Genomic DNA, 22132 nt, shown 5'->3' on the forward strand with positions numbered 1-22132 from the left:
TCATGCGGCCGACGCTCGCGCTGGTACCAGGCGAGCCGGCCGGCGTCGGCCCGGAGCTGTGCGTACGCCTCGCGCAGCAGCCGCGCTCCGATTGCCGGCTGCTCGCCTTCGCCGATCCGGACACCCTGATTGCCGCCGCAGCGGCGCTGTCGCTGCCGCTGCGCCTGCTGCCCGAGACGGCATCCGCGCGTGACCCCGGCGATCTGCCGCTGCATGCGATCCGCAACGCCGCCCCCAACCTCTTCGGCAGCACCGATCCGCGCAATGCGGTTGCTGTGATCGCGGCGCTGGACGCCGCTTCCGACGCCTGCCTGCGTGGCGAACTGGACGGCATCGTCACCGGCCCGACCCACAAGGCCAGCATCAACGCCGCCGGCATCGCCTACACCGGCACCACCGAGCACCTCGCCCGCCGCGCCGACACCGACGTGGTGATGATGCTGGCCAACCACATCGTGCGGGTCGCGCTGGTCACCACCCACCTGCCGCTGCGCGCGGTGCCGGACGCGATCACCGCCGAGCTGCTCGAACGGGTACTGCGCATCACCAACGCCGCGCTGCGCGATGACTTCGGCATCGAGCAGCCGACCATCGCCGTGCTCGGCCTCAACCCGCACGCCGGCGAAAGCGGGCACATGGGCCGCGAGGAGATCGAGGTGATCGAGCCGGTACTGGCCGCGCTGCGCGATCAGGGCATGCGCCTGATCGGCCCGCTGCCGGCCGACACCGCGTTCCTGCCGGGCAAGCTCAAGGACTTCGACGCGGTGCTGGCGATGTACCACGACCAGGGCCTGCCGGTGCTGAAGTACAGCGGCTTCGAGCAGGCGGTGAACATCACCCTCGGCCTGCCCTACCCGCGCGTGGCGGTCGACCACGGCACCGCGCTGGATCTGGCCGGCAAGGGTCTGGCCGATCCGTCCAGCCTGTTCGCGGCGGTGGAATGCTGTGCGCGGATCGCGGCGGCGCGGAAGAAGCCTGCCATCTCGTAGAGCGAAGCTTGTGCTTGCATCCCTCATACGAAGCCTTCCAGCGAAACCTTCAGGTCGTCGTCCCCGCGCAGGCGGGGACCCAGCGACTTCGGCTCCACGGCCCCATCGGCATCGGCCATTACGGGCCCATAAGCGAAATCCCGCATAATTCGCCCATGGAACTCATCGACTGGAACGACTTCACCAAGGTGGAGCTGCGTGTGGGCCGCGTGCTGTCCGCCGAGGTTTTCGCCGAGGCGCGCAAGCCGGCTTACGTGCTGCAGGTGGATTTCGGCCCCGGGATCGGGGTGCGCAAGTCCAGCGCGCAGATCACCGTGCACTACACGCCCGAGGCGCTGGTCGGCCGGCTGGTGGTGGCGGTGGTCAATTTCCCGAAGAAGCAGATCGGGCCGCTGATGTCCGAATGCCTCGTCACCGGTTTCCACGACGCCGACGGCCATGTCGCGCTGTGCGTGCCCGACCGCGACGTACCGCTGGGGACCCGACTGCTGTGAGCAACTTCCGCACTCCCGCCACCGAGTTCGGCGCGGCCAAGAAACAGCTCGGCCAACACTTCCTGCACGAGCGCGTCTACATCGACCGGATCGTGCAGGCGGTCAATCCGCAGCCGGGCGATCACCTGGTGGAGATCGGCCCGGGCCAGGGCGCGATCACCTTCCCGCTGCTCAAGCGCCACGGCGAGCTGACCGTCATCGAGTACGACCGCGACCTGATCTTCCCGCTGACCGAGGCCGCACGCGACATCGGCACGCTGGAGATCATCCATCGCGACGTGCTCGCGGTGGATTTCACCGCGCTGGCCGGCGAAGGCAGGATCCGCCTGGTCGGCAACCTGCCCTACAACCTGTCCTCGCCGATCCTGTTCCATGCGCTGGACCACGCCGCGGCGATCATCGACATGGTGTTCATGCTGCAAAAGGAGGTGGTCGATCGCATGGCCGCCGGGCCGGGCAGCAAGACCTTCGGCCGGCTCAGCGTGATGCTGCAGGCCTATTGCCAGGTGCAGTCGCTGTTCGTGGTGCCGCCGGGTGCGTTCCGGCCGCCGCCGAAGGTGGATTCGGCGGTGGTGCGGCTGGTGCCACGCGATCCGGCCACGGTCGGAATCAACGATGCGCGTCGCTTCGCCAATGTGGTGCGCGCCGCCTTCGGGCAGCGCCGCAAGACCTTGCGCAATGCCTTGTCCGAAGTCTGCGACAGCCGCCATTTCGAGGCTGCCGGGGTACGTCCGGACGCGCGTGCCGAGCAGTTGGAAGTTGCCGACTTCATCCGCCTGGCCAACGTGACGGTGGATTGATCGGCCGCCCGGCATCGCCGGGCGGGCCGTGGTTTTCACGGCGATTCACTCAAGGAGCCGCGACACTTGCTCCGCTCCGCTGGAATTTCCCGGGCAGGCGCGTGCCGACGCGCGCTGTTCGGGAATCTCGACAAACCCTAAACTCACTGCATGCAAGACATTTCCCGCTACCGGATCGAAGTGGAGGTTTCACCCCGCTTCCTCGATCAACAATCCACGCCGTCCGACGGCCGGTACGCGTTCGCCTATACGATCCGCATCCGCAATGCCGGCGACGTCGCCGCGCGGCTGGTCGCACGCCATTGGCTGATCACCGACGGCAATGGCCAGATCCAGCACGTCGATGGCGAAGGCGTGGTCGGCGAGCAACCGCGGCTGCGCCCGGGCGAGGACTTCCAGTACACCTCCGGGGTGATGCTGGATACCGAGCACGGCCAGATGCAGGGTCATTACGACATGGTCGCCGACGACGGCACCGAGTTCGCCGCGCCGATCGCCGCCTTCGTGTTGAGCGTGCCGCGGACCCTGCACTGATGAGAAGCCGCGCATGAGCATCTGGGCCATCGGCGACCTGCAGGGGTGCTACGACGTCACCCAGCGGCTGCTGGAAAAGATCCGCTTCGATCCGGCGCAGGACACGCTGTGGTTCTGCGGCGACCTGGTCAATCGCGGCGGGCAGTCGCTGGAGACGCTGCGGTTGGTGCATTCGCTTCGCGAACACAGCGTCGTCGTGCTCGGCAATCACGATCTGTCGCTGCTGGCGATCGGTGCGCGCTCGGAAGAAGAGCAGCGCAAGGTCAATCCGGACCTGCAGCGCGTGGTGCTCGCCGAGGATCGCGATGTGCTGCTGGACTGGCTGCGCATGCAGAAGCTGGCACACGTGGACCGCACCCTCGGCTGGATGATGATCCACGCCGGGCTGGCGCCGAAGTGGACCACGCAGATGGCCGAGAAGCATGCGCGCGAGGTCGAGCAGCAGTTGCAGGGCGCCGGCTATCGCAAGCTGCTGCGCAACATGTACGGCGATCAGCCGAGCTGGTCACCGGGACTGAGCGGCTACGACCGCAGCCGCGCGATCATCAACATCTTCACCCGCATGCGCTATTGCAGCCCGCGCGGGCGTATCGCCACCGAGGACAAGGGCACGCCCGGCACGCAGGCGCAAGGCATGTATCCATGGTTCGAGGTACCGGGACGGGTGGAGCGCGATCTCAAGATCGTCTGCGGGCATTGGTCGGCATTGAATCTGACCATCACTCAAGGCATCCATGCGATCGATACCGGTGCGGTGTGGGGTGGCAAGCTCACGGCGTTGCAACTGGATACCGATGAGTTGCGGGTGGTGCAGGTACCGGGGCGTGAGGTCGAGGGGCCGCCGCCGGTCAGTCGTCCGCGTCCGCCGCGACGTCGGCCGGATCAGCGGCGACGGCAGGCCAAGCCGGCTTCTACGTAGGTTTTTGGGCTGTTGCTTGCTGCTACCCTGCTTCTTCCGGATATTTCCATCGTAGTTTCCGCGAAGCGCTTTTGCGCCGCCGAAGTGCTTCACAACGGCGGCATGGTTGGTAATCGCTGATCAAGCGGGAATCTGGTTGCCCCTCGCAATCTACCTACCGTCGTCCCTGCGAAAGCGGGGGCGAAGCGCCACGGCTTGCGAGCCACTGGCTCGCGTGGTGCTGAGCGCCGTCGGGCTATGCCCGATGGCCGGGGATCGAAGATCCATGGACGTTGCTTCTTGGGTTTGACGTTGCAGTGGCCGCAACGGCAACGGCGCTTGTGACGGTTTGATCCCGAATGTCGATTCACCCGATAGGCATCACGCTGCGTCCAGAGCAGCCAGTTGCGGCACCGACGCCAGTAATTCACGGGTGTAGGCGTGCTGCGGTCGTTCGAACACCTGCTCTATCGAACCGCTTTCCAGCACTTGGCCGTGGCGCATCACCAGCACTTCGTGGCTGATCTGGCGGATCACACCCAGGTCGTGCGAGATGAACAGGTAGGCCAAGCCGAGCTGGGCTTGCAGGTCGTCCAGCAGGTCCAGCACCTGTGCCTGCACTGATACGTCCAGCGCGGATACGGCTTCGTCGAGGACGATCAGGCGGGGCCCGGTGGCGATGGCGCGGGCGATCGCGATGCGTTGGCGCTGGCCGCCGGAGAGTTGCAGCGGGAAACGAGCGGCCAGCGATGGAGCTAGTCGCACTTGATCGAGCAGTTCGGTGATCCGCGCCGGGTGCGCGCTGCGTGGCAGGCCGGCGGCGTCGAGTGCGTCGCCGAGGATGTGGGCGACGTTCCAGCGTGGATCGAACGAGCTCAGCGGATCCTGGTAGACGGCGCTGATCGTGCGTCGCCAGGGTCGTCGTTGTGCTTCGGGTACATGTGCTGGACCGGTGCCGGTCCAGGGGCGGCCGTCCAGTCGCACTTCGCCGGCGTCGGGTTCGGTCAGGCCCAGCACCAGTCGCGCCAGGCTGCTTTTGCCGGAGCCGGATTCGCCGACGATGCCGAGCGTGCGACCGGCGTGCAGGACGAAGCTGACGTTGTCCACAGCGACGTGGGGGGCTTCGTCCGGGGTGCGGTACACCTTGCGGAGGTTGTGCGCTTCCAGCAGCGGCACGGTGTCCGACGCGGGCTTTTGTGTGGGAGGGACTTTAGTCCCGACGCTTTCCCGGCTGAGCCCTGTCGGGACTGAAGTCCCTCCCACAGAACGGCCTTCGCCGGATGCACCTTCCCGCGGCGTCGCGCGCCATACGACATGGTTGTTGGGTTTTTCTGCAGCTCGAGCTGAAATCCATCCCGCCGCATCCTTCCTCCTGCCGGTCCTGGGATGCACGCCCGGTACCGCATCGAGCAATGCACGCGTATAAGAGTGCACCGGACGCCGCAGCACCTGCGCGATCGCCCCCTGCTCGACCACCTCGCCGTGGCGCAGCACCAGCACTTCGTCGGCCAGTTGCGACACCAGTGCCAGGTCGTGGCTGATCACCAGCAACGCGCCGCCGCGATGCTTGATCGCCCGCAATTCGGCCAGTACCTGCGCCTGCACGGTGGCGTCCAACGCGGTGGTCGGTTCGTCGGCGATCAGCACGCCCGGCGAGTTGGCCAGCGCCGAGGCGATCAGCGCGCGCTGGCGCAGGCCGCCTGAGAGCTGATCCGGGCGCTGGCGGGCGCGCAGTGCGGGTTCGGGCACGCCGGCCTGTTCCAGCAGCTCCAGCACCCGCGCACGGCGGCTGTGGCGGTCGCCCCAGCCGTGTGCGGCCAGGGCTTCCTCGATCTCGCGGCCTACCGGGCGCAGCGGATCCAGCGACACCAGCGCGTCCTGCAGCACGAAGCCGATGTCCTTGCCGCGCAAACCGCGCCACTGCCGCTCGTTCCAGTTGCGCAGGTCGCGACCGGCGTGCTCCAGTACCCGCGCACTCACCCGCGCATGCTCGCCAGCCAGTCCGACCAGGCTGCGCGCGGTCACGCTCTTGCCCGAGCCGGACTCGCCGACCAACGCCACCGCGCGACCCGGCGTCAGCGCGAACGATATCTCGCGCACCGCCGTATGCGGCGGCTGTCCGGGGCGTGCGAACTCGACCGACAATCCTTCCACCCGCAGCAGTGCATCGCTCATGGCGTGCGTCCCTCCAGGCGACGTTGCAGCCAGCGCCCCAGCACCGTGGTCGACAGCGTGGTCAGCACGATGAACAGGCCGGGGAAGAAGGTCATCCACCATGCCAGCGCGACGAAGTCGCGGCCGACCGACAACAGCGTGCCCCACTCCGCCGCCGGTGGTGGCTTGCCCAGGCCGAGAAAGCTCAGCGCCGAAGCCCAGACGATGATCTGGCCAACACCGAGCGTCACGGTAACCAGCAGCGGCCGCATCGCGTTGGGCAGGATCTGGCGCACGATGATCCGCCACGGCGAGTGCCCGAGTACGCGCGCGGCCTCGATGTAGCCGGAGCCGCGCACCGCCAGCACCTGCGCGCGCACCATCCGCGCGTAGCCGGGCGAGCAGCCCAGGCCGGTCGCCACGATCACCGGCCCCAGCCCGGCGCCGAACACCGCCACCAGCACCAGCGCCACCAGCAACGCAGGAAACGCGAACAACACGTTGAGCAGGCTGCCGATGGCGCGATCGAGCAGGCGTCCGCCGAGCCCGGCGGTCAGTCCCAGCACGATCGCCACCGCCATCGACAGCGCGGTGGCCGCTACGCCGATCGTCAGCGACTCGCGCGCGCCGTACACCACGCGTGCCCACAGATCGCGACCGGAAGCGTCGGTGCCGAACCAATGCGCCCAGCTCGGCGGCTGGAATGCCTCGCGCGGCGCCACGCCCCATGGATCGGCACCGGCGAACACTCCCGGCGCCAGTACGATCGCGACCAGCAGCAACAGGAATGCGGCCGCCAGCGCCGGACCCGGCGGCAACGTCGCCAGCTGTCGCAACGCGCCACGCACGCGGGCGCACAGCGCGCAGGACGGTGCCGGTGAAGAGAGGACGGTGGCGTTCATCGGAATTCTCCATGCAGGCGCGGATCGACCAGCCGTTGCAGGCCATCGATCAGCAGGTTGGCGATCACGTAGACCACGGCGATGAACAGCACGATGCCCAGCGCCAGCGGCAGGTCCTGCGCCTGCACCGCGTAGAACAGCTGCCGGCCGATGCCCTTGCGCGAGAAGATCACCTCGGTGACCACCGCGCCGCTGATGGTTGCGCCGATCGCCCAGCCAGACAGGCTCAATCCCGGCAGCAATGCGTGCCGCAACACGTGTCGCAGCCGCACCGCGACCTCGCCCAGACCGCGCGTTCGCGCCGACAGCACGAACGGCTGCTCCAGCGCCAACGCCATCGACTCACGCGTGACCTGGCCGATGAAGCCGGCCAGCGGCAACGCCAGCGTCAGCGCCGGCAACACCAGACTGCGCAGGCCATCGCTGCCGGCCGGCGGCAGCAGGCGCAGGCCGAATGCGAACACCGCCAGCAGCACCAATCCGAGCCAGAACTGCGGCAACGCCGCGGCCAGCGTTTCCAGCGTCGAGAACAGCTTGTCGCGCCAGCCCCGGCGCACGCTCGGCAACACTGAGGCCAGCGCCAGCAGCCACGCCAGCAGCAGTGCGGTACCGGTCAGCTGCAAGGTCGCGCCGGCCTGCTCGCGCAGCACCTGCGCCACCGGCATGTGCTGCGAGTAGGAGTTGCCCAGATCGCCGTGCAGCAAGCGGCCCAGGTGTTGCAGATACTGCTGCGGCAAGGGCTGGTCCAGTCCGTATTCCAGCCGCACCGCCGCCAGCGTCTCGGCGGTGGGGTTGGCGCTGGGCCCGCCAAGGATCGCCAGCGCGGGATCGCCAGGCATCAGCCGCAGCACCAGAAACAGCAGCGTGGCGGCGGCCCACAACACCAGCGTGGCGCCGATCAGCTGTGCACCCAGCGCACGCAGGTGACGTGGCCAGGTGGAGGCGTGACGGAACAGCAGGACAGCGGTCGCGTTCATTTGCTCACCCAGGCGTCGTAGAGCGTGGTGACCCGCAGCGAAGGCTCTATCCCCACCCCGTGCGCGGTCTTGTAGATGCCCAGCCGCGTGCTCTGCGGGAAGGTGGTCAGTTGCAGGAACTGGCTGGCGGCGATGCGCTGCGCCTCGTGATAGAGCTGCGCACGTTGTTGCAGGTCCTGCGTGGCCAATGCCTGTTCGACCACCGCGTCGAACTGCGGATCGGCGAAGCCGGCACCGTTCTGATGGAAGCCGCCCTTGCCACCCACCGGCGCCAGGAATTTCGAGCTGAAGATGATGCGCAGCACGTCGGCGGTGTTGGTGTTCCAGTAGCCCACGCGCACGTCGTAATCCCAGTCGGCCTGACGCTGTTGCGAGAGTGCGTCGCTGAGCAGGTCCAGGCGCACGTCGAAACCGGTCGCGCGCGCGGTGGCCTGCACCTGCTCCCACAGGGTCTGCTCGGATGGCGGCGACTGGTTGCGCATCAGCACGTGCACGGTCAGGCGGCGCCCGTTCTTGGTTCGATAACCTTCGGCGTCGCGCGTACCCCAGCCGGCGGCATCGAGCAGGCGATTGGCGCGTGCCGGGTCGTAGTCAGCGACATGTTCGAAGTCGGGGCTGTAGAACGGCGTGCCGACGCTGAGCGGACCACCGGCGCGCGGGAACTCGCCGAAGAACACGCTCTGCAACGCGCCCTCGACATCGGCCGAGCGCAGGAATGCCTCACGCACGCGGATGTCGTCGAACGGCGCGCGGGTCAGGTTGAGCGTGCCGTTGGTCGGGTTGCCGGGGCGGTTGGCGACCAGCAGCGACAGTTCCGGATTGGCGCGTGCCGGCGCGTGTGCCTCCGGCGGCAGGCCTTCGATCACGTCGACCTCCCCGGCCTGCAATGAAGCGAAGCGCACCGAGGGCTCGCCGATGAACTTCCAGACGATCCGATCCAGATACGCCGGTCCCTGATGCTTTGCGCTCGGCGGCGCCCAGCTGTAATCGGGATTGCGCACCAGTACGACCTGGTTCTGGCGATCCCAGCGTTCGACCTTGAACGGCCCGGTGCCGACCGGGCTCTGGCAGTTCTGATCGCGTGTGCGCTTGAGCGCGGTCGGCGACTCGATGCCGAGAAACCCCTGCGCCAGCACTTCCAGGAACGCCGCGTATGGGCTGTCCAGTTGTACGACTGCGGTGTGATCGTCGACGACCTCGGTGCGGACGTACTGGCGGATGTAGCCGCCGGCGGTGCTGGATTGCGTGCGCGGATCGGCCATGTGATCGAGGTTGGCCTTGACCGCTTCGGCGGTGAACGGCGTGCCGTCGCTGAAACGCACGTCGTCACGCAGGTGGAAGGTGTAGGTCTTGCCGTCCCCGGAAACCTCCCAGCTGCGCGCCAGCCACGGTTCGATGCGACCGTGCTCGTCCATCGACACCAGCGAGTCCAGGTACTGACGCGCCACGAATACCTGCGGCATGTCGCCCTGCACGTGCGGATCCAGGCAGGTCGGCTCGCGGTCGGTGGCGTAGATCAGCGTGCCGCCCTGGCGCGGTGCTTCACCATCCGCGACCGCCTGTGTCGCCGGTGTCTGCCTGCAACCGACCAACGCCAACGCGGCCAGCATCGCGGCAAGCATCGCCCTCATCCGGCAGCTCCCACGGCTGCTACCGGTGCCGGAAAGCGCAGCGGCGGTGGCGGCACTTTCAGATTGGCCGGATCGCGGTAACGCGCGCCGAAATGGTCGGCCGGCAGACGCGCATTGCCGGCGCCGAACAGACGCTCGCGCAAGGTTTCGCCATCGCGGTACGACTCACGGAAACGGCCGCGCCGGCGCAGTTCCGGCACCACCAGTTCGATGAAATCGCGCGCAGTCTCGAACGACAGGTACTGGCGCAGGTTGATGCCATCGATGTCATCCTCGTCGAGCCAGCGCTCGATGGTGTCGGCCACCGCAGTGGGCGTACCGGCGACGAAGTAACGCTCGCGATCGAACGCCTCCAACCGCTTCAACACCTGCCCCACCGTCCATTGCGGATCGAACCCGGCCAGCACGCCGCGCCCGATTCCGCTGGCGCTGCCCTTGCCACGGCCGCCGACGATCTCACCGATCAGCAAATCGCGCGGATATGCCAGCAGATCGATGTCCGACTGCGCGTGCACCAACCCGCCGCGCACGCTCATCAACTTGCGGTAGCCATCTAGCTTGGCGGCCACGTCCTCATCGGTGCGGCCAACGATCACCCCAGCCTGCACCAGGAACCTGATCGCGCGCGGATCGCGGCCCTGCGCGGCGACCCGTGCGCGGGTGTTGGCAATGTTGCGACGTACGTCAACGGCGGTGAGACCGCCGGTGAACACCACCTCGGCATGGCGCGCGGCGAATTCCAACCCTGCCGCCGAGCCCGACGCCTGGAACAGCAGCGGCGTGCGCTGCGGCGAGGGCTGGCTCAGATGCGGGCCGGCGACCTTGAAGAACTCGCCGACGTGATCGATATGGCGCACCTTCGATGGATCGGTATAGATGCGCCGCTCGCGATCCTGGATCACCGCATCGTCGTCCCACGAGCCTTCCCATAGCTTGTAGAGCACATCCAGATACTCGTCGGCGATCTCGTAGCGATGGTCGTGTGGTACCTCGCCATCCAGGCCGAAATTGCGCGCCGCGTTGGGCAGGTAGGAGGTGACGATGTTCCAGCCGACCCGGCCCTTGGTCAGGTGATCGAGCGTGCTGATGCGCCGCGCGAACGCGAACGGCGGCTCGTAGGTGGTGGAGAAGGTCGCGCCGAAGCCGAGATGTTGGGTCACCTGTGCCATCGCCGGAATCAACAGCAGCGGATCATTGCTGGGAATCTGCACCGCCTCTTCCAGCGCCGCCTTGGGACCGTGGCCGAAGCTGTCATAGGCACCGATCACATCGGCCAGGAACACGCCGTCGAAGGTGCCGTATTCCAGCAACTGCGCCAGCTCGGTCCAGTAATCCAGATCGTTGAAGCGATGGCGCTGGTTGTCCGGATGCACCCACATGCCATGCACGATGTGGCTGACGCAGTTCATCTCGAACAGGTTGACGTGCAGCTGTTTGGGTTCAGCGGCGACGCTCATGCCGGTGCTCCCGGCTGCACGGCTGCGTCCGTCTTCGGCGTGGTGCCGGAGAACCAGGCTTCGCGCGGACGCGTGCCGTTGAGGCGCCAGTCGCCGAGCGCGCGTTCGCGCAGGATCGCCGGATTGTGCGAAGCGATCGTGCGTGCATTGCGCCAATGCCGATCGAGCGCGCGACTGCGCTCGGTGGCCGAGGCACCACCGACTTCGAACACCAGCGTGGCCGCCTCCAGCACCAGCGGCAGCGTGACCTGCTGGCCGTGATAGGCGGCGACATCGGCGGCGATGTAATCGGCCTCGACCGCGCTGCCGTCCTGGTGCGCCAGATGAATCCGCTGCAAGGCCGCGCCGACCTGCTCCACCACCGCCTCGGTCGCGAACGCCACGCTCGACAATCGCCCGACCACGCGCTGCACCAGTGGATCATCGGCCGGGCGCACCTGCCCCGGCACGCCGAACACACGGGTGCGGCCGCGCACGAACGCCACGCCGTCGCGCAGCACCGCACGCGCGATGCCGGCCAGCGTCGCCAGATGCACGCTCTGGTAGAACGCCGTGAGGTAGCTGTCCGGGCGCGGGCGTCCGCCGGGATGACGATGCAGCACGTGTTCGTCGTCCAGACTCACCGCACTGAAACGGGTGCTGCCGCTGCCGGTCAGGCGCTGGCCGAAGCCGTCCCAATCGTCGATACGCACCACGCCCGGCGCCTCGGCCGGCACCGCCAGTGCGAGGTGATCTTCGCCGTCCACCGCCGCGGCCAGGATCCAGTCCGCGTACAGCGTGCCGGTGGAGTAGTACTTCTCGCCGTTCAACTGCCAGCGCGCACCGTCGCGACTCAGCGCCAGCGTGTTCTCGGTGGCCGGCCCGCGCTCGGCCATCGCCGCACCGAACAGCGCACCGGTCGCGATGCGCGGGAACCAGCGCTCACGCAGCACCGCGTTATCAGCGTCATCGCCGAACAAGCCTTCGACGAAACCAAAATGCGCGCGCAGTATCTGCGGCACATTGGAATCGGCCTCGCCGAGCCGCGTCAGCAGGCGCAGCAGCTGCGGCAGGCTGGCACCGAGGCCACCATGGGCTTGCGGTACGCGCAGCGCGCCGAAGCCGGTCTCACGCAGCCACGCCACCGGTTCGTAGGCCAGCTCACGTTCGCGCTCGCGCGCCAGCGTGCCTTCGGCAATGCGCGCGAACACCGGATCGAAGCGCCGCGCCAACGCCTCGTCGCTCGGTGCGGCGTGTTCGCGCGGCGCCAGCGCCTGCGTGTCGGTTTCGAAGATGGCACGAGCGTTCATCGGGTTATCTCCAATGCGATAGAAGGAAGCGGACGGGAAAGGCGCAGTCGCATCACTCACAACCTCCAGGTGAAACCGGCATAGACGGCGAAGCCTTCGCCCGGCGTCACCCGCGCCTGATCGGTGCCGGCGTCGTCGTAGCCGGGCGAGACGATCGCCACGTAGCGCTTGTCGGTGAGGTTGCGCAGGTCCAGATAGGCCGACCAACGCCCGGACGGCGCGTTGAAGCCGAGGTTGGCGCCGTAGATCGCGTAGCCGGGCGTGCGGCGGGTGTCGGCGTAGTCGATCGAGATCGGCGAGCCAATCCAGCTGTTGATGCCGGCGTAGTAACCGGCCGGATGCTCGTATCGCAGTTCGCCCTGGTAGTAGTGACGCGGGATGCCGGGCAGGCGGTTGGAGCCGAACACCGCGTCGTGGTCGTAGTGGAAATCGCTGAAGCTGTAGGCCTGACGTGCGCTCAGGCGCTGCCCGCCGGCGGTCTCCCACAGCGTGCTGTGCAGCGAGGCTTCCACACCCTGGTGCGTGGTCGCGCTGGCGTTGGTCTCCTCGGTGACCGCCGCGCCATTGCGATCGGCGATCACCACCGACAACAATTCGTTGCGTACCGCCGCGCGATACAGCGACACGTCCCACTGCCCGAGCCCGGCCTCGCCACGGCTGCCGATCTCCGCTGTGGTCGCGGTCTGGTTCTTCAGGTCCATCACGCCGCTGGCCAGACCCGCTGCGATGCCATTGGCGAAGTAATTGCCGCCGACCATCGCCCAGGCATTGGGCGGCTCTATCGAGCGGCTCAGGTTGCCGTAGAACTGCAGGCTTGCACTCGGCTCGTAGCGCAGGCCCAAGCGTGGTGCGTAATCCAGGCGATCGCGCCGGTAGGCCGGTTGCGTCTCGGCAGTGACCGGATAGGTGATCTGCGCCTTGCGCTCGGTGTACAGCAGCGACAGGCCGGTGGTCAGCCACAGGTCCGGGCGCAGCGCCAGCTCGTTGCTGGCATGAAGCACGCTGTCGGAGGAACCGTCGTATTTGCGCGCCGAGCGCGGCGTGCCCACCGCGTAACCGGTATCGGCCTCGCTGTTGGAATAGCTGTGCGATGACGAATCCAGGTTGTAGGTCGACACCAGCCCGAACCGGGTCACGCTGTCGCGACCGAACCACTGCCCGCGCCGGGTGTAGTTGACGGTCGCGCTGACGTCGCGGAACGCCCAGGTCTCGTGCACTACCCACCAGTTCGTGGTCAGCGGGTAGTCGTGATAGGTCAGGCCGAACTCCAGGCTCTGGTCATCATCGATGCGCCACGTGGTCTTGCTGCCGATCCAGGTCGTGCCGGGATGATTGCGGTCCCAGTCGTAGGCCGTGGCCGAAGGACTGGCCGCGCGCGGATCGTGCAGCGCCTGCTCCAGCGTCACGCTGCCGGCGTTGTCGAACTTGACCTCGCGATAGCGCAGGTACAGCCGGGTTTCCAGATCCGGACTGATCTGCCAACCCACGTTGGCGGCGACACCGTGATTGCGGCTGGCCGAATGCGCCTGATAACCATCGCTGCGCCCATCGGTCAGGCTGACGTAGTAATCGAAGTTGCCGAAGGTCTGACCGGAACTGAGCTGGCGCTTCTGGTAACCGAAGCTGCCCAGTTCGTAGCGCAGCTCCAGCGGCGAGGCCTCGCGCCCGGTCAGGCTGACGTAGTCGATCGCCCCGCCCAGCGCCAGACTGCCCAGGTCGAAGCCGTTGGCGCCTTTCAACACCTCGGTGTAGCTCAGCCCGAGCGGCTCGAACAGTTCGAACGGCGAGCCACTCGGCCCGGACACTGGCAATCCATCGAACAGGAAATAGATACCGGAGCGGAAGTAGTTGGTACCGCGATTGATGCCCGAGCCGCGGATGTTGATCTTCAATCCATCAGCACCACCGGCCGCCAGTGCGTACACGCCGGGTTGATAGGCCAGCACGTCCTGATTGGTGGCGACGCGGCCCTGCTCGACGCGCTCCTGATCGATCAACGCCGCCCCGCCCGGCACCGCGTCCACGTCGGCCTGCGCCGCTTCCTTGGCCGCCACGCCCTTGGCACTGACCTTCACTGCGTCCAGCTCCTGCACACGCGGACCGCTCGCGTCGTCGGCCCGCACCGGCGCCGCATGCGCCAGCCACACCGTTGCGAACGCCAGCGCGAGCGGTAGCCGACGCAGGCAGGCATCACCCACGCGGCCGTCGCTACGATGTTGCAGCTGCTCATTTCGATATCGCCCAATTCCAACCGATCGCATTCGCTTAGCCCCATGTTCTCAATCAACCATTGCGCCGACGGACCGTCCGTCACGTTCAATGCTGCTTACGCACATCGCGTGCCATGCGCGTAAACACGAGAAAACCAGGGCATACACAGCAGAAACCACGGAAAACACATGTTCGCGGCGAATAAACTGCTGATCCAGTGTCGATGCAGGGACAAAATTCATTTATTGATAATCCATCGATATATATTCATCACCGGCGATACATAAGCAGCCCGGTAAAACCACGGGAACGCCATATGCTCATCAGCTTTCGCAATGAGCACACCACTCAGAAGCGATAGGAAGCCCCGGCGAACACGCTGAAGCCGTCGCCCACGTAGAACACGTTGCTGTCCCTGCCATTCAAGTTGTAGACGGTGCTGGTGGCAGTGGCGTAGTGCTTGTCGGTGAGGTTGCGCAGGTCCACCCATGCGCTCCAGCGCTCGCTCGGCAGGCCGTAACCGAATTTGGCGCCAAGCAGCGCGTAGCCGGGTGCCTTGAAGGTGTTGGCGTAATCGACGTAGTAGCTGGAAGCCACACGCGTGTTGAGCTGGGCATAGAAGCCGCTGCCGTGCGAATACTGCAGTTCGGCCTGGTAGACCTGACGCGGCAGACCCGGCAGCTGGTTGTCGCCGAAGCTGCCGTCGTGGCGGTAATGGAAGTCGTTGAGGGTGTAGGCCTGGCGCAGGCTCAGTCCATCCCCGCGCTCGCCCTGCCACAGCTTCGCGGTCAACGCCGCCTCGATGCCCTGATGCACGGTCGGCTCGGCATTGGAGTTGGCGGTCACCGCATCGGTGGTCGCGGTCGCCTGCTGGATCACCACCGTCAGCAGCTCGTCGCGAATCCAGGAGCGGTAGACCGTGAGGCTGCCATCGAAGATGCCATGACTGCCGCGCACACCGAACTCGGCGGTGGTGGCCTTCTGCGGCACCAGCGGCCGTGCGTATGGCGTAGCAACGCCGCCGCCACTGATCTGCCAGGTGATCGGCGGATCGATCGAGCGGCTCAGGTTGCCGAACAGCCGCACGTCCGGCGTCAGCTGATAGCGCAGCCCCAGGCGCGGCGCGGCGTACCAGCTGTTCAGTGCATAGCGATCCGGAAACACGCTGGTATTGGGCGTAGTCGAATACACCACGCGCACGTCGCGATCGATGTTGATCAACGACACCCCGGCCGACAGCCACAGCGCCGGATCCAGCTGCAACTCCCCGCCCAGTGCCAGTACGGTGTCGCGCGAGCCGGTGTAGCGCACGTGCTTGAGCAGGCGCCAGCTGTCGCGGTCGTAGGTACGCGCATCACCGAACACCAGCCGCGTATCGCTCCAGGTCACGCTGGTGTCCAGTGGCCGCCCGAACAGCGTGTCGCCGCTGCGCAGGTAACGCAGCGTGGTGTTGAGATCGGTCGAACGCCACAGGTTGGGCGTGGTCGAGTAGCGCCAGCTGTTGATGAGCGGGTAGTTGTCCACGTCCACGCCCAGCTCCAGCCGCGCATCGTCGTCGAATACATAGGTGGTCTTGCTGCCGACCAGCGTGGTGCCCTTCTTCTTGCGGCCGTAGGGCGCCGGATTGGCACGCGAGCCGCTGTTGATCTGCGCCAGGGTCAGGGTGCCGCCGTTGATCAGCTCTTCCTCGCGGTAGCGCACCAGCAGCCGCGTATCCAGGCGCGGGCTGAAGCGGTAGCCGAAGTTGGCGACCAGTTCCCTGCCGCTGTTGTCGGTGTTGTCCTGGTAGCCATCACGCTGGTTGTGCAGCAGCGATACGTACCAGTCGAAGTTGCCGGCCACACCGCCGTTGCTGACCTGCTGCTTGCGGTAGCCGAAGCTGCCACCTTCCAGGCGCAGGTAGGTGCCGGGCGAGGTGTAGCCGGTGTGGGTGACGAAGTTGATCGCGCCACCGAGCGTGGTGGCCGCGTACTGGAAGGCGTTGGCGCCGTACAGCACTTCCGTGTAGTTGACGCCGGCAATGCTCAGCAGGTCTTCCTGGGTGCCACCGGGGCCGGTGATCGGCAGCCCGTCGAACAGGAACTTGGTGCCGAGCACGTAGCCACCATAGAAGGTGTTCAACCCGGAGCCCCGGATCGAGATCTTGGCGGCGGCGTTGCCGCTGGTGGACTGCGCGAACACGCCCGGCTGCAACGCCAGCATATCCTCGGCGCTGGAAGCACGACCACGCTCGACCTGCTCGTTGTCCACCACCGCGGTATTGCCGGCGACCTTGTCGAGCTTCGCCTTTGCCTCCTGTTGCTCCGGCTTGCGCTCGGCGGTGACCGTCAACGCATCCAGCGTACCGACCTTGGCATCGGCCGGCAGCGGTGCTGCCACTTCCTCTGCATGCAGCTGCCCCGCCATCGCCAACACGATCGCCGAATACAACACGCCGCTCTTCTTCATACCCACATCGCTCTCCGGTTGATCGCCGGCTTGGATGCGCCGGCCCGATGCTGCATACGCACATCGCATGCCAGCGAGCTGCAGACACCGGTATTCAAGGAGCGAGATCGAAACAACCTTTTATAAAGGGTGATTCTGCTGCGGATATTCGTCTCGAATGCTGATCAGATGTTTCCTGGAGAACATTTTCGGCATCCATATAAACCCAGAAACTATCGTCATTACCTGGCGACATGAGCGATTCAACGAAAACAGCGTTGAATCGCCCTGTTTCCAGGATCATTCATAAGGTCATTATCAAATCTGCTAAGCACCCCGGCATATTGGCGACACCACGCCATTGCTGCCTGCACCGGCCTGCGGTCATATGGAAAGCACGATGCACGCCGATGAACAGCGTCCTCGCGCTGCACTCTGCACCTCCAGCAACACGCCTTGCCTCAACCGATGGCACGGACATTGCGTGAGCACTCGCACCGACCACTGTCCGCTTGCCATCACAGGACCCCCAACTCCATGCGCACACCACTGAATGTCGTCGCCGTCTCCGGCAGTACCTCGCGCCCCTCGCGCACGCTGGCCCTGGCCGAGGCCACCCTGGCCGAACTCGGACAACGCTTGCCGATCAGACCCACGCTGATCCAGCTCGGCGATATCGCCCGCCCGCTCGGCGCCACGCTATGGCGCAACGAGTTGAGCGAGACGCTGGAGCAGCCGCTGCGCCAGATCGAATCGGCCGACCTGCTGCTGGTGGTCACACCGGTGTATCGCGGCTCCTATCCCGGCCTGCTCAAGCATCTGTTCGATCTGATCGACCTCAACGCGCTGATCGACACGCCGGTGCTGCTCGCCGCCACCGGCGGCAGCGATCGCCACGCGCTGGTGATCGAGCACCAGCTACGACCGTTGTTCGGCTTCTTCCAGGCACTGACGCTGCCGATCGGCATCTACGCCGCCGAAGCGGATTTCCACGACTACCGCATCGTCAGCCCGGCGCTGCAGCAACGCATCGAACTGGCGGCCGAACGCGCCGCCGGCCTGTTCGGCGCCCGCCCCGAAGCGCTGCGGCGCATCGCCTGATCGAGAATCCCAATCATGGATGTGTTCTGGTTTCTCCCCACCCACGGTGACGGCCGCTACCTGGGCACCACGCAAGGCGCGCGCCCGGTCACGCTGCCTTATCTGAAACAGGTCGCGCAGGCCGCCGACGCGCTCGGCTACCACGGCGTGCTGATTCCCACCGGGCGCTCCTGCGAGGACTCCTGGGTGGTCGCCTCGGCGCTGGCCCCGTTGACCGAGCGCCTGCGCTATCTGGTCGCGATCCGTCCCGGAATCATTTCACCGACCGTATCGGCACGCATGGCCGCCACCCTCGATCGCCTCTCCGGCGGGCGCCTGCTGATCAACGTCGTCACCGGCGGCGATCCCGACGAGAACCGCGGCGACGGTTTATATCTGGAACACGACAAGCGCTACGAGGCTGCCGAGGAGTTCCTGCATATCTGGCGTCGCGTGCTGCAAGGCGAGAGCGTCGATTTCGAAGGCCGCCATCTGCGCGTGGCCAACGCCAAGGCGCTGTATCCGCCGCTGCAACAACCGTATCCGCCGCTGTACTTCGGTGGTTCCTCCGACGCCGCGCACGCGCTGGCCGCCAGCCAGGTCGATGTCTATCTGACCTGGGGCGAGCCACCGGCCGCCGTCGCCGCCAAGATCGCCGACGTGCGCGCGCGCGCCGCGCGTCACGGGCGCACGCTGCGCTTCGGCATCCGCCTGCACGTGATCGTGCGCGAGACCGCCGAGGAGGCGTGGCGCGCCGCCGACAAACTGATCGAACACGTCTCCGACGACACCATCAGCAGCGCGCAACGCTCGTTCGCACGCTTCGATTCGGAAGGTCAGCGGCGCATGGCCGCGCTGCACAACGGCCGCCGCGACGGCCTGGAGATCTACCCCAACCTGTGGGCCGGGGTCGGGCTGGTGCGCGGCGGCGCCGGCACCGCGCTGGTCGGCGATCCGCAGCAGGTCGCTGCGCGTATCAAGGAGTACGCCGACCTGGGCATCGACAGCTTCATCTTCTCCGGTTACCCGCACCTTGAAGAGGCTTACCGTTTCGCCGAACTGGTGTTCCCGCTGCTGCCCGAACCGTACGCCAGCCTGGCCGGTCACGGCCGCACCAACCTGACCGGCCCGTTCGGCGAAATGATCGCCAACGATGTGCTGCCACCGGCGCCGCGCAGTGCAACGCGCTGATCTTTTGTGAACCCTTCGCACCGGTCCAAGTGCGCAGATGTTTTTCACTCCCGACCCGAGAACTTCGCTCATGACGAGCCGTCACCCGCAACCGATCCTGCTCAACCCGCTGCACACCGCCCGCCGTCTTGCCGCCGAGTTCGCCGAGACCGCGGTCGAGCGTGACGCGCGCGGCGGCACGCCCAAGGCCGAGCGCGACGCGATCCGTGCCAGCGGCCTGCTCGGGCTGAGCATCCCGGCCCAGTACGGCGGCCTCGGCGCCAGCTGGAGCGAGGTGCTGCAGATCGTGCGCGAGTTCGCCAAGGTCGACAGCTCCATCGCGCACGTGTTCGGTTTCCATCACCTGATGCTGGCGACCGTGCGGTTGTTCGGCCGTCCGCAGCAATGGCAGCCGTGGTTCGAGCAGACCGCGCGCAAGCAATGGTTCTGGGGCAACGCGCTCAATCCGCTGGATACGCGAACCGTCGCAAGTCGCTGCGACGGCTGGCGCGAGTTTTCCGGCAAGAAGAGCTTCTGCTCCGGCGCGATCGATTCGGAAATGCTGATCGCCTCGGCCTTGGACGAAGACAGCGGCGCCTTGCTGATCGGCGCCATCCCCACCGCGCGCAGCGGCATCACCCTGGTGCACGACTGGGACAACATCGGCCAGCGCCAGACCGACAGCGGCAGCACTACCTTCGAGCGCGTGCGCGTCGAGGAAACCGAGCTGCTGCTCGATCCCGGCCCGCTGAGCACGCCGTTCGCCTGCCTGCGCCCGCTGATCGCGCAATTGCTGTTCGCGCATCTGTTCCTGGGCATCGCCGAGGGCGCGTTCGAAGAGGCGCGCAAGTACACCCTGACCGAGACCCGCGCCTGGTTCCGCTCCGGCGTCGAGCACGCCACTGACGATCCCTACATCCTCGGCCACTACGGCGAGTTCTGGCTCGGCCTGGAAAGCGCGCGACTGCTCGCAGCCCGCGCCGCCACGCTGCTCGACGAAGCCTGGCGCAAGGAGCATGCACTCGGCAGCGAGGAACGCGCGCAACTGGCGCTGGCCGTTGCGGCCGCCAAGGTCTCGACCACCCGCATCGGGCTGGAACTGTGCAACCGCCTGTTCGAAGTCACCGGCGCGCGCGCCACCCACGCCGCGCTGCGCCTGGATCGCTACTGGCGCAACCTGCGCACGCAATCGCTGCACGATCCGCTCGACTACAAGCTGCGCGAGCTGGGCGAATGGGCACTGCAACGACGTCCGCCCACACCCAGCTTCTACTCATGAGTGTCCCGATGTTCCGCTTCCGTCCTGGTTCCCGCGTTCCGCCGTGTTGACACGACGCCGCCTCGCGCCTTCCCTCCCCCACGCCCGAGCCCCGTCCCATGTCCGATTTCCGCCTGCTCACCCTGCCCTCATCGCACCAGCGTGCGCTCGCTGCCAACGCCGTGCGCGCCACCGCCCACGTCTTCGAGGATCCCTCATCACAAGCCCTGCTGACCCATCTCGGACGCGTGGCACCGAGCGAAGCCAGCGTGCTGATCATCGGCGAGTCCGGCACCGGCAAGGAGCTGGTCGCGCGCCACATCCACAACCTCAGCGCGCGCCGCCAGCATCCGTTCGTGGCGGTCAACTGCGGCGCCTTCAGCGAATCGCTGGTGGATGCGGAGCTGTTCGGCCACGAGAAAGGCGCCTTCACCGGCGCGCTCAGCGCCAAGGCCGGCTGGTTCGAGGAAGCCAACGGCGGCACCTTGTTCCTCGACGAAATCGGCGACCTGCCGATGCCGATCCAGGTCAAGCTGCTGCGCGTACTGCAGGAACGCGAGGTGGTGCGGCTGGGCTCGCGGCGCAGCGTGCCGATCAACGTGCGCGTGCTGGCCGCCACCAACGTACCGCTGGATCACGCGATCCAGAACGGTCACTTCCGCCAGGATCTGTTCTACCGCCTCAACGTGGTCGGCGTGGAGCTGAAACCGCTGCGCGAGCGTCCGGGTGACATCCCGCCGCTGATCCGCCACTTCGTCGACAAGTACAGCCAGCGTCTGGGCCATGGCGAAGTGACGATCAGCCCCGAGGCCGAGCGCACCCTGGTTGAATACCCCTGGCCGGGCAACATCCGCGAGCTGGAAAACGTCATTCACCACACCTTGCTGATCCACCGCGACGGCGTGGTGCGCGCCGAGGACATCCGCCTCTCGCAGCTGCGATTGCCGACCCAGACCGGGGGCGAACCGCACGAGAACGGCGAAGCCCTGCTCGGGCGCGCCTTCGAAGCCCTGTTCGAAAGTGCCGATGGCACGCTGCACGCCTCGATCGAGAACCAGCTGTTCCGCGCCGCCTACAGGCACTGCCACCACAACCAGGTCAGGACCGCCGCACTGCTGGGCCTGAGCCGCAACGTCGTGCGTGCACGCCTGATCGAACTGGGTGAGCTGGTGGTCAACAAGCGCGCGACGTAACCCGCTCTCGTAGAGCCGAGCTCGCTCGGCTGAAGCTGTACCGGGAACGCTCCAGCCGAGCGAGCTCGGCTCTACCAGCCGTGTCTACCGAACCCGCCGGTAATCCACGAACTCGAACGCCAGCGCATGCCGTGCATCGGCGGCATGCGCCTCACGCGCCACCGTCTGCCACTGCGCCGCATCGAAGGCCGGAAAGAACGCATCAGCGCCCTCGACCTCGGTATCGACATGAGTCAGATGCAACACATCGGCGCGCGCCAGCGTCAGCCGATAGACCTCACCGCCGCCGATCACACACAGCTCCGGCGCACCGTCTTGTTCGGCACGCGCCATCGCCTCATCCAGCGAGGCCACCGCCTGCATGCCCTCGAACGGCACCTGCCCGGAACGGGTCAGCACCAGATTCAACCTCCCCGGCAACGCACGTCCTAGCGACTCGGCGGTCTTGCGCCCCATCAGCACCGGCTTGCCCAGCGTCAGCGCCTTGAAGCGCTTCAAGTCGTCCGGCAAGCGCCACGGCAAGTCGTTGTCGCGGCCGATGGCGTTGCGGCGATCGAGTGCGGCAATGAGGGAGAGCTGGGAATGGAGCCGGGAATGGGGAATGGGGAATGGGGAATCGGATGAAGCAGCAGTCTCCGGGGACGTCGATTCCCGATTCTCCATTCCCG

At 66.7% G+C, this 22132-nt stretch carries 18 protein-coding genes; 9 read left to right on the plus strand and 9 right to left on the minus strand.

All coding sequences use genetic code 11. From position 1 onward, the window contains the following. Positions 1-2: 2 nt before the first annotated feature. The 5 genes from pdxA to AC3WJE_RS01715 all read left to right on the plus strand — a co-directional run bounded on the left by pdxA (position 3) and on the right by AC3WJE_RS01715 (position 3736). Positions 3-989 (plus strand): 4-hydroxythreonine-4-phosphate dehydrogenase PdxA, encoded by a 987-nt coding sequence (pdxA, locus tag AC3WJE_RS01695; protein ID WP_493729042.1) that lies wholly within the window; start codon positions 3-5, stop codon positions 987-989. A 155-nt stretch (positions 990-1144) separates the two neighbouring features. Next, positions 1145-1483: a tRNA-binding protein gene (locus AC3WJE_RS01700; RefSeq protein WP_493729043.1), complete on the plus strand. Its 339-nt coding sequence runs from the start codon at positions 1145-1147 to the stop codon at positions 1481-1483. After that, positions 1480-2283 (plus strand): 16S rRNA (adenine(1518)-N(6)/adenine(1519)-N(6))-dimethyltransferase RsmA, encoded by an 804-nt coding sequence (gene rsmA, locus AC3WJE_RS01705; protein ID WP_493729044.1) that lies wholly within the window; start codon positions 1480-1482, stop codon positions 2281-2283. The genes AC3WJE_RS01700 and rsmA overlap by 4 nt, the downstream gene beginning before the upstream one ends. Before the next feature lie 150 nt (positions 2284-2433). Next, complete coding sequence (apaG, locus tag AC3WJE_RS01710; RefSeq protein ID WP_493729045.1) at positions 2434-2817, plus strand: Co2+/Mg2+ efflux facilitator ApaG/CorD; 384 nt, start codon at positions 2434-2436, stop codon at positions 2815-2817. A gap of 13 nt (positions 2818-2830) precedes the next feature. Further along, positions 2831-3736 carry a symmetrical bis(5'-nucleosyl)-tetraphosphatase gene (locus AC3WJE_RS01715; RefSeq protein WP_493729046.1) on the plus strand — a complete coding sequence of 302 codons (906 nt, stop codon included), beginning with the start codon at positions 2831-2833 and terminating at the stop codon, positions 3734-3736. Positions 3737-4096: 360 nt separating this feature from the next. Here AC3WJE_RS01715 and AC3WJE_RS01720 read toward each other — a convergent pair whose 3' ends face one another. The 8 genes from AC3WJE_RS01720 to AC3WJE_RS01755 all read right to left on the minus strand — a co-directional run bounded on the left by AC3WJE_RS01720 (position 4097) and on the right by AC3WJE_RS01755 (position 16784). Then, positions 4097-5890 carry a dipeptide ABC transporter ATP-binding protein gene (locus AC3WJE_RS01720; RefSeq protein ID WP_493729047.1) on the minus strand — a complete coding sequence of 598 codons (1794 nt, stop codon included), beginning with the start codon at positions 5888-5890 and terminating at the stop codon, positions 4097-4099. Continuing rightward, entirely contained in the window at positions 5887-6771 is an 885-nt protein-coding gene (locus tag AC3WJE_RS01725; RefSeq protein WP_493729048.1) for an ABC transporter permease, read from the minus strand. Before AC3WJE_RS01725 ends, AC3WJE_RS01720 begins: the two co-directional genes overlap by 4 nt. After that, positions 6768-7748 (minus strand): ABC transporter permease, encoded by a 981-nt coding sequence (locus AC3WJE_RS01730; RefSeq protein ID WP_493729049.1) that lies wholly within the window; start codon positions 7746-7748, stop codon positions 6768-6770. Before AC3WJE_RS01730 ends, AC3WJE_RS01725 begins: the two co-directional genes overlap by 4 nt. Next, positions 7745-9379 carry an ABC transporter substrate-binding protein gene (locus AC3WJE_RS01735; protein WP_493729050.1) on the minus strand — a complete coding sequence of 545 codons (1635 nt, stop codon included), beginning with the start codon at positions 9377-9379 and terminating at the stop codon, positions 7745-7747. Before AC3WJE_RS01735 ends, AC3WJE_RS01730 begins: the two co-directional genes overlap by 4 nt. Then, positions 9376-10836: an LLM class flavin-dependent oxidoreductase gene (locus AC3WJE_RS01740; RefSeq protein ID WP_493729051.1), complete on the minus strand. Its 1461-nt coding sequence runs from the start codon at positions 10834-10836 to the stop codon at positions 9376-9378. The genes AC3WJE_RS01735 and AC3WJE_RS01740 overlap by 4 nt, the downstream gene beginning before the upstream one ends. Then, a complete protein-coding gene (locus AC3WJE_RS01745) occupies positions 10833-12125 on the minus strand; it encodes an acyl-CoA dehydrogenase family protein (protein WP_493729052.1) in 1293 nt (430 codons plus the stop codon). The genes AC3WJE_RS01740 and AC3WJE_RS01745 overlap by 4 nt, the downstream gene beginning before the upstream one ends. A 56-nt stretch (positions 12126-12181) precedes the next feature. Beyond that, positions 12182-14323 (minus strand): TonB-dependent receptor family protein, encoded by a 2142-nt coding sequence (locus AC3WJE_RS01750; RefSeq protein ID WP_493729053.1) that lies wholly within the window; start codon positions 14321-14323, stop codon positions 12182-12184. Between the two features lie 361 nt (positions 14324-14684). Continuing rightward, a complete protein-coding gene (locus AC3WJE_RS01755) occupies positions 14685-16784 on the minus strand; it encodes a TonB-dependent receptor family protein (RefSeq protein WP_493729258.1) in 2100 nt (699 codons plus the stop codon). Positions 16785-17300: 516 nt separating this feature from the next. Between AC3WJE_RS01755 and msuE the strand changes: the two genes are divergently transcribed. The 4 genes from msuE (at position 17301) to AC3WJE_RS01775 (ending at position 21464) form a co-directional block, all read left to right on the plus strand. Next, positions 17301-17864 (plus strand): FMN reductase, encoded by a 564-nt coding sequence (msuE, locus tag AC3WJE_RS01760; RefSeq protein ID WP_493729054.1) that lies wholly within the window; start codon positions 17301-17303, stop codon positions 17862-17864. A 15-nt stretch (positions 17865-17879) separates the two neighbouring features. Continuing rightward, positions 17880-19034: an FMNH2-dependent alkanesulfonate monooxygenase gene (gene ssuD / locus AC3WJE_RS01765; protein WP_493729055.1), complete on the plus strand. Its 1155-nt coding sequence runs from the start codon at positions 17880-17882 to the stop codon at positions 19032-19034. A 70-nt stretch (positions 19035-19104) separates the two neighbouring features. Then, a complete protein-coding gene (locus AC3WJE_RS01770; protein WP_493729056.1) occupies positions 19105-20292 on the plus strand; it encodes an acyl-CoA dehydrogenase family protein in 1188 nt (395 codons plus the stop codon). Positions 20293-20390: 98 nt separating this feature from the next. After that, a complete protein-coding gene (locus AC3WJE_RS01775; protein WP_493729057.1) occupies positions 20391-21464 on the plus strand; it encodes a sigma-54 interaction domain-containing protein in 1074 nt (357 codons plus the stop codon). Positions 21465-21548: 84 nt separating this feature from the next. Here the strand turns inward: AC3WJE_RS01775 and AC3WJE_RS01780 are convergent, their stop codons facing one another. Continuing rightward, entirely contained in the window at positions 21549-22127 is a 579-nt protein-coding gene (locus AC3WJE_RS01780) for a dihydrofolate reductase (RefSeq protein ID WP_493729058.1), read from the minus strand. Positions 22128-22132: the final 5 nt, after the last annotated feature.

The organism is Pseudomonas sp. GW821-FHT07E12 (assembly GCF_058986605.1).

Bases quoted from the DNA above. Each gene is read 5' to 3' on its own strand.
- AC3WJE_RS01755 (WP_493729258.1), bottom strand. From the start codon at position 16,784: ATGAAGAAGAGCGGCGTGTTGTATTCGGCGATCGTGTTGGCGATGGCG.
- AC3WJE_RS01720 (WP_493729047.1), bottom strand. From the start codon at position 5,890: ATGAGCGATGCACTGCTGCGGGTGGAAGGATTGTCGGTCGAGTTCGCA.
- AC3WJE_RS01735 (WP_493729050.1), bottom strand. From the start codon at position 9,379: ATGAGGGCGATGCTTGCCGCGATGCTGGCCGCGTTGGCGTTGGTCGGT.
- pdxA (WP_493729042.1), top strand. From the start codon at position 3: ATGCGGCCGACGCTCGCGCTGGTACCAGGCGAGCCGGCCGGCGTCGGC.
- AC3WJE_RS01740 (WP_493729051.1), bottom strand. From the start codon at position 10,836: ATGAGCGTCGCCGCTGAACCCAAACAGCTGCACGTCAACCTGTTCGAG.
- AC3WJE_RS01700 (WP_493729043.1), top strand. From the start codon at position 1,145: ATGGAACTCATCGACTGGAACGACTTCACCAAGGTGGAGCTGCGTGTG.
- AC3WJE_RS01770 (WP_493729056.1), top strand. From the start codon at position 19,105: ATGACGAGCCGTCACCCGCAACCGATCCTGCTCAACCCGCTGCACACC.
- apaG (WP_493729045.1), top strand. From the start codon at position 2,434: ATGCAAGACATTTCCCGCTACCGGATCGAAGTGGAGGTTTCACCCCGC.
- AC3WJE_RS01775 (WP_493729057.1), top strand. From the start codon at position 20,391: ATGTCCGATTTCCGCCTGCTCACCCTGCCCTCATCGCACCAGCGTGCG.
- ssuD (WP_493729055.1), top strand. From the start codon at position 17,880: ATGGATGTGTTCTGGTTTCTCCCCACCCACGGTGACGGCCGCTACCTG.
- AC3WJE_RS01730 (WP_493729049.1), bottom strand. From the start codon at position 7,748: ATGAACGCGACCGCTGTCCTGCTGTTCCGTCACGCCTCCACCTGGCCA.
- AC3WJE_RS01745 (WP_493729052.1), bottom strand. From the start codon at position 12,125: ATGAACGCTCGTGCCATCTTCGAAACCGACACGCAGGCGCTGGCGCCG.
- AC3WJE_RS01715 (WP_493729046.1), top strand. From the start codon at position 2,831: ATGAGCATCTGGGCCATCGGCGACCTGCAGGGGTGCTACGACGTCACC.
- AC3WJE_RS01780 (WP_493729058.1), bottom strand. From the start codon at position 22,127: ATGGAGAATCGGGAATCGACGTCCCCGGAGACTGCTGCTTCATCCGAT.
- msuE (WP_493729054.1), top strand. From the start codon at position 17,301: ATGCGCACACCACTGAATGTCGTCGCCGTCTCCGGCAGTACCTCGCGC.
- AC3WJE_RS01725 (WP_493729048.1), bottom strand. From the start codon at position 6,771: ATGAACGCCACCGTCCTCTCTTCACCGGCACCGTCCTGCGCGCTGTGC.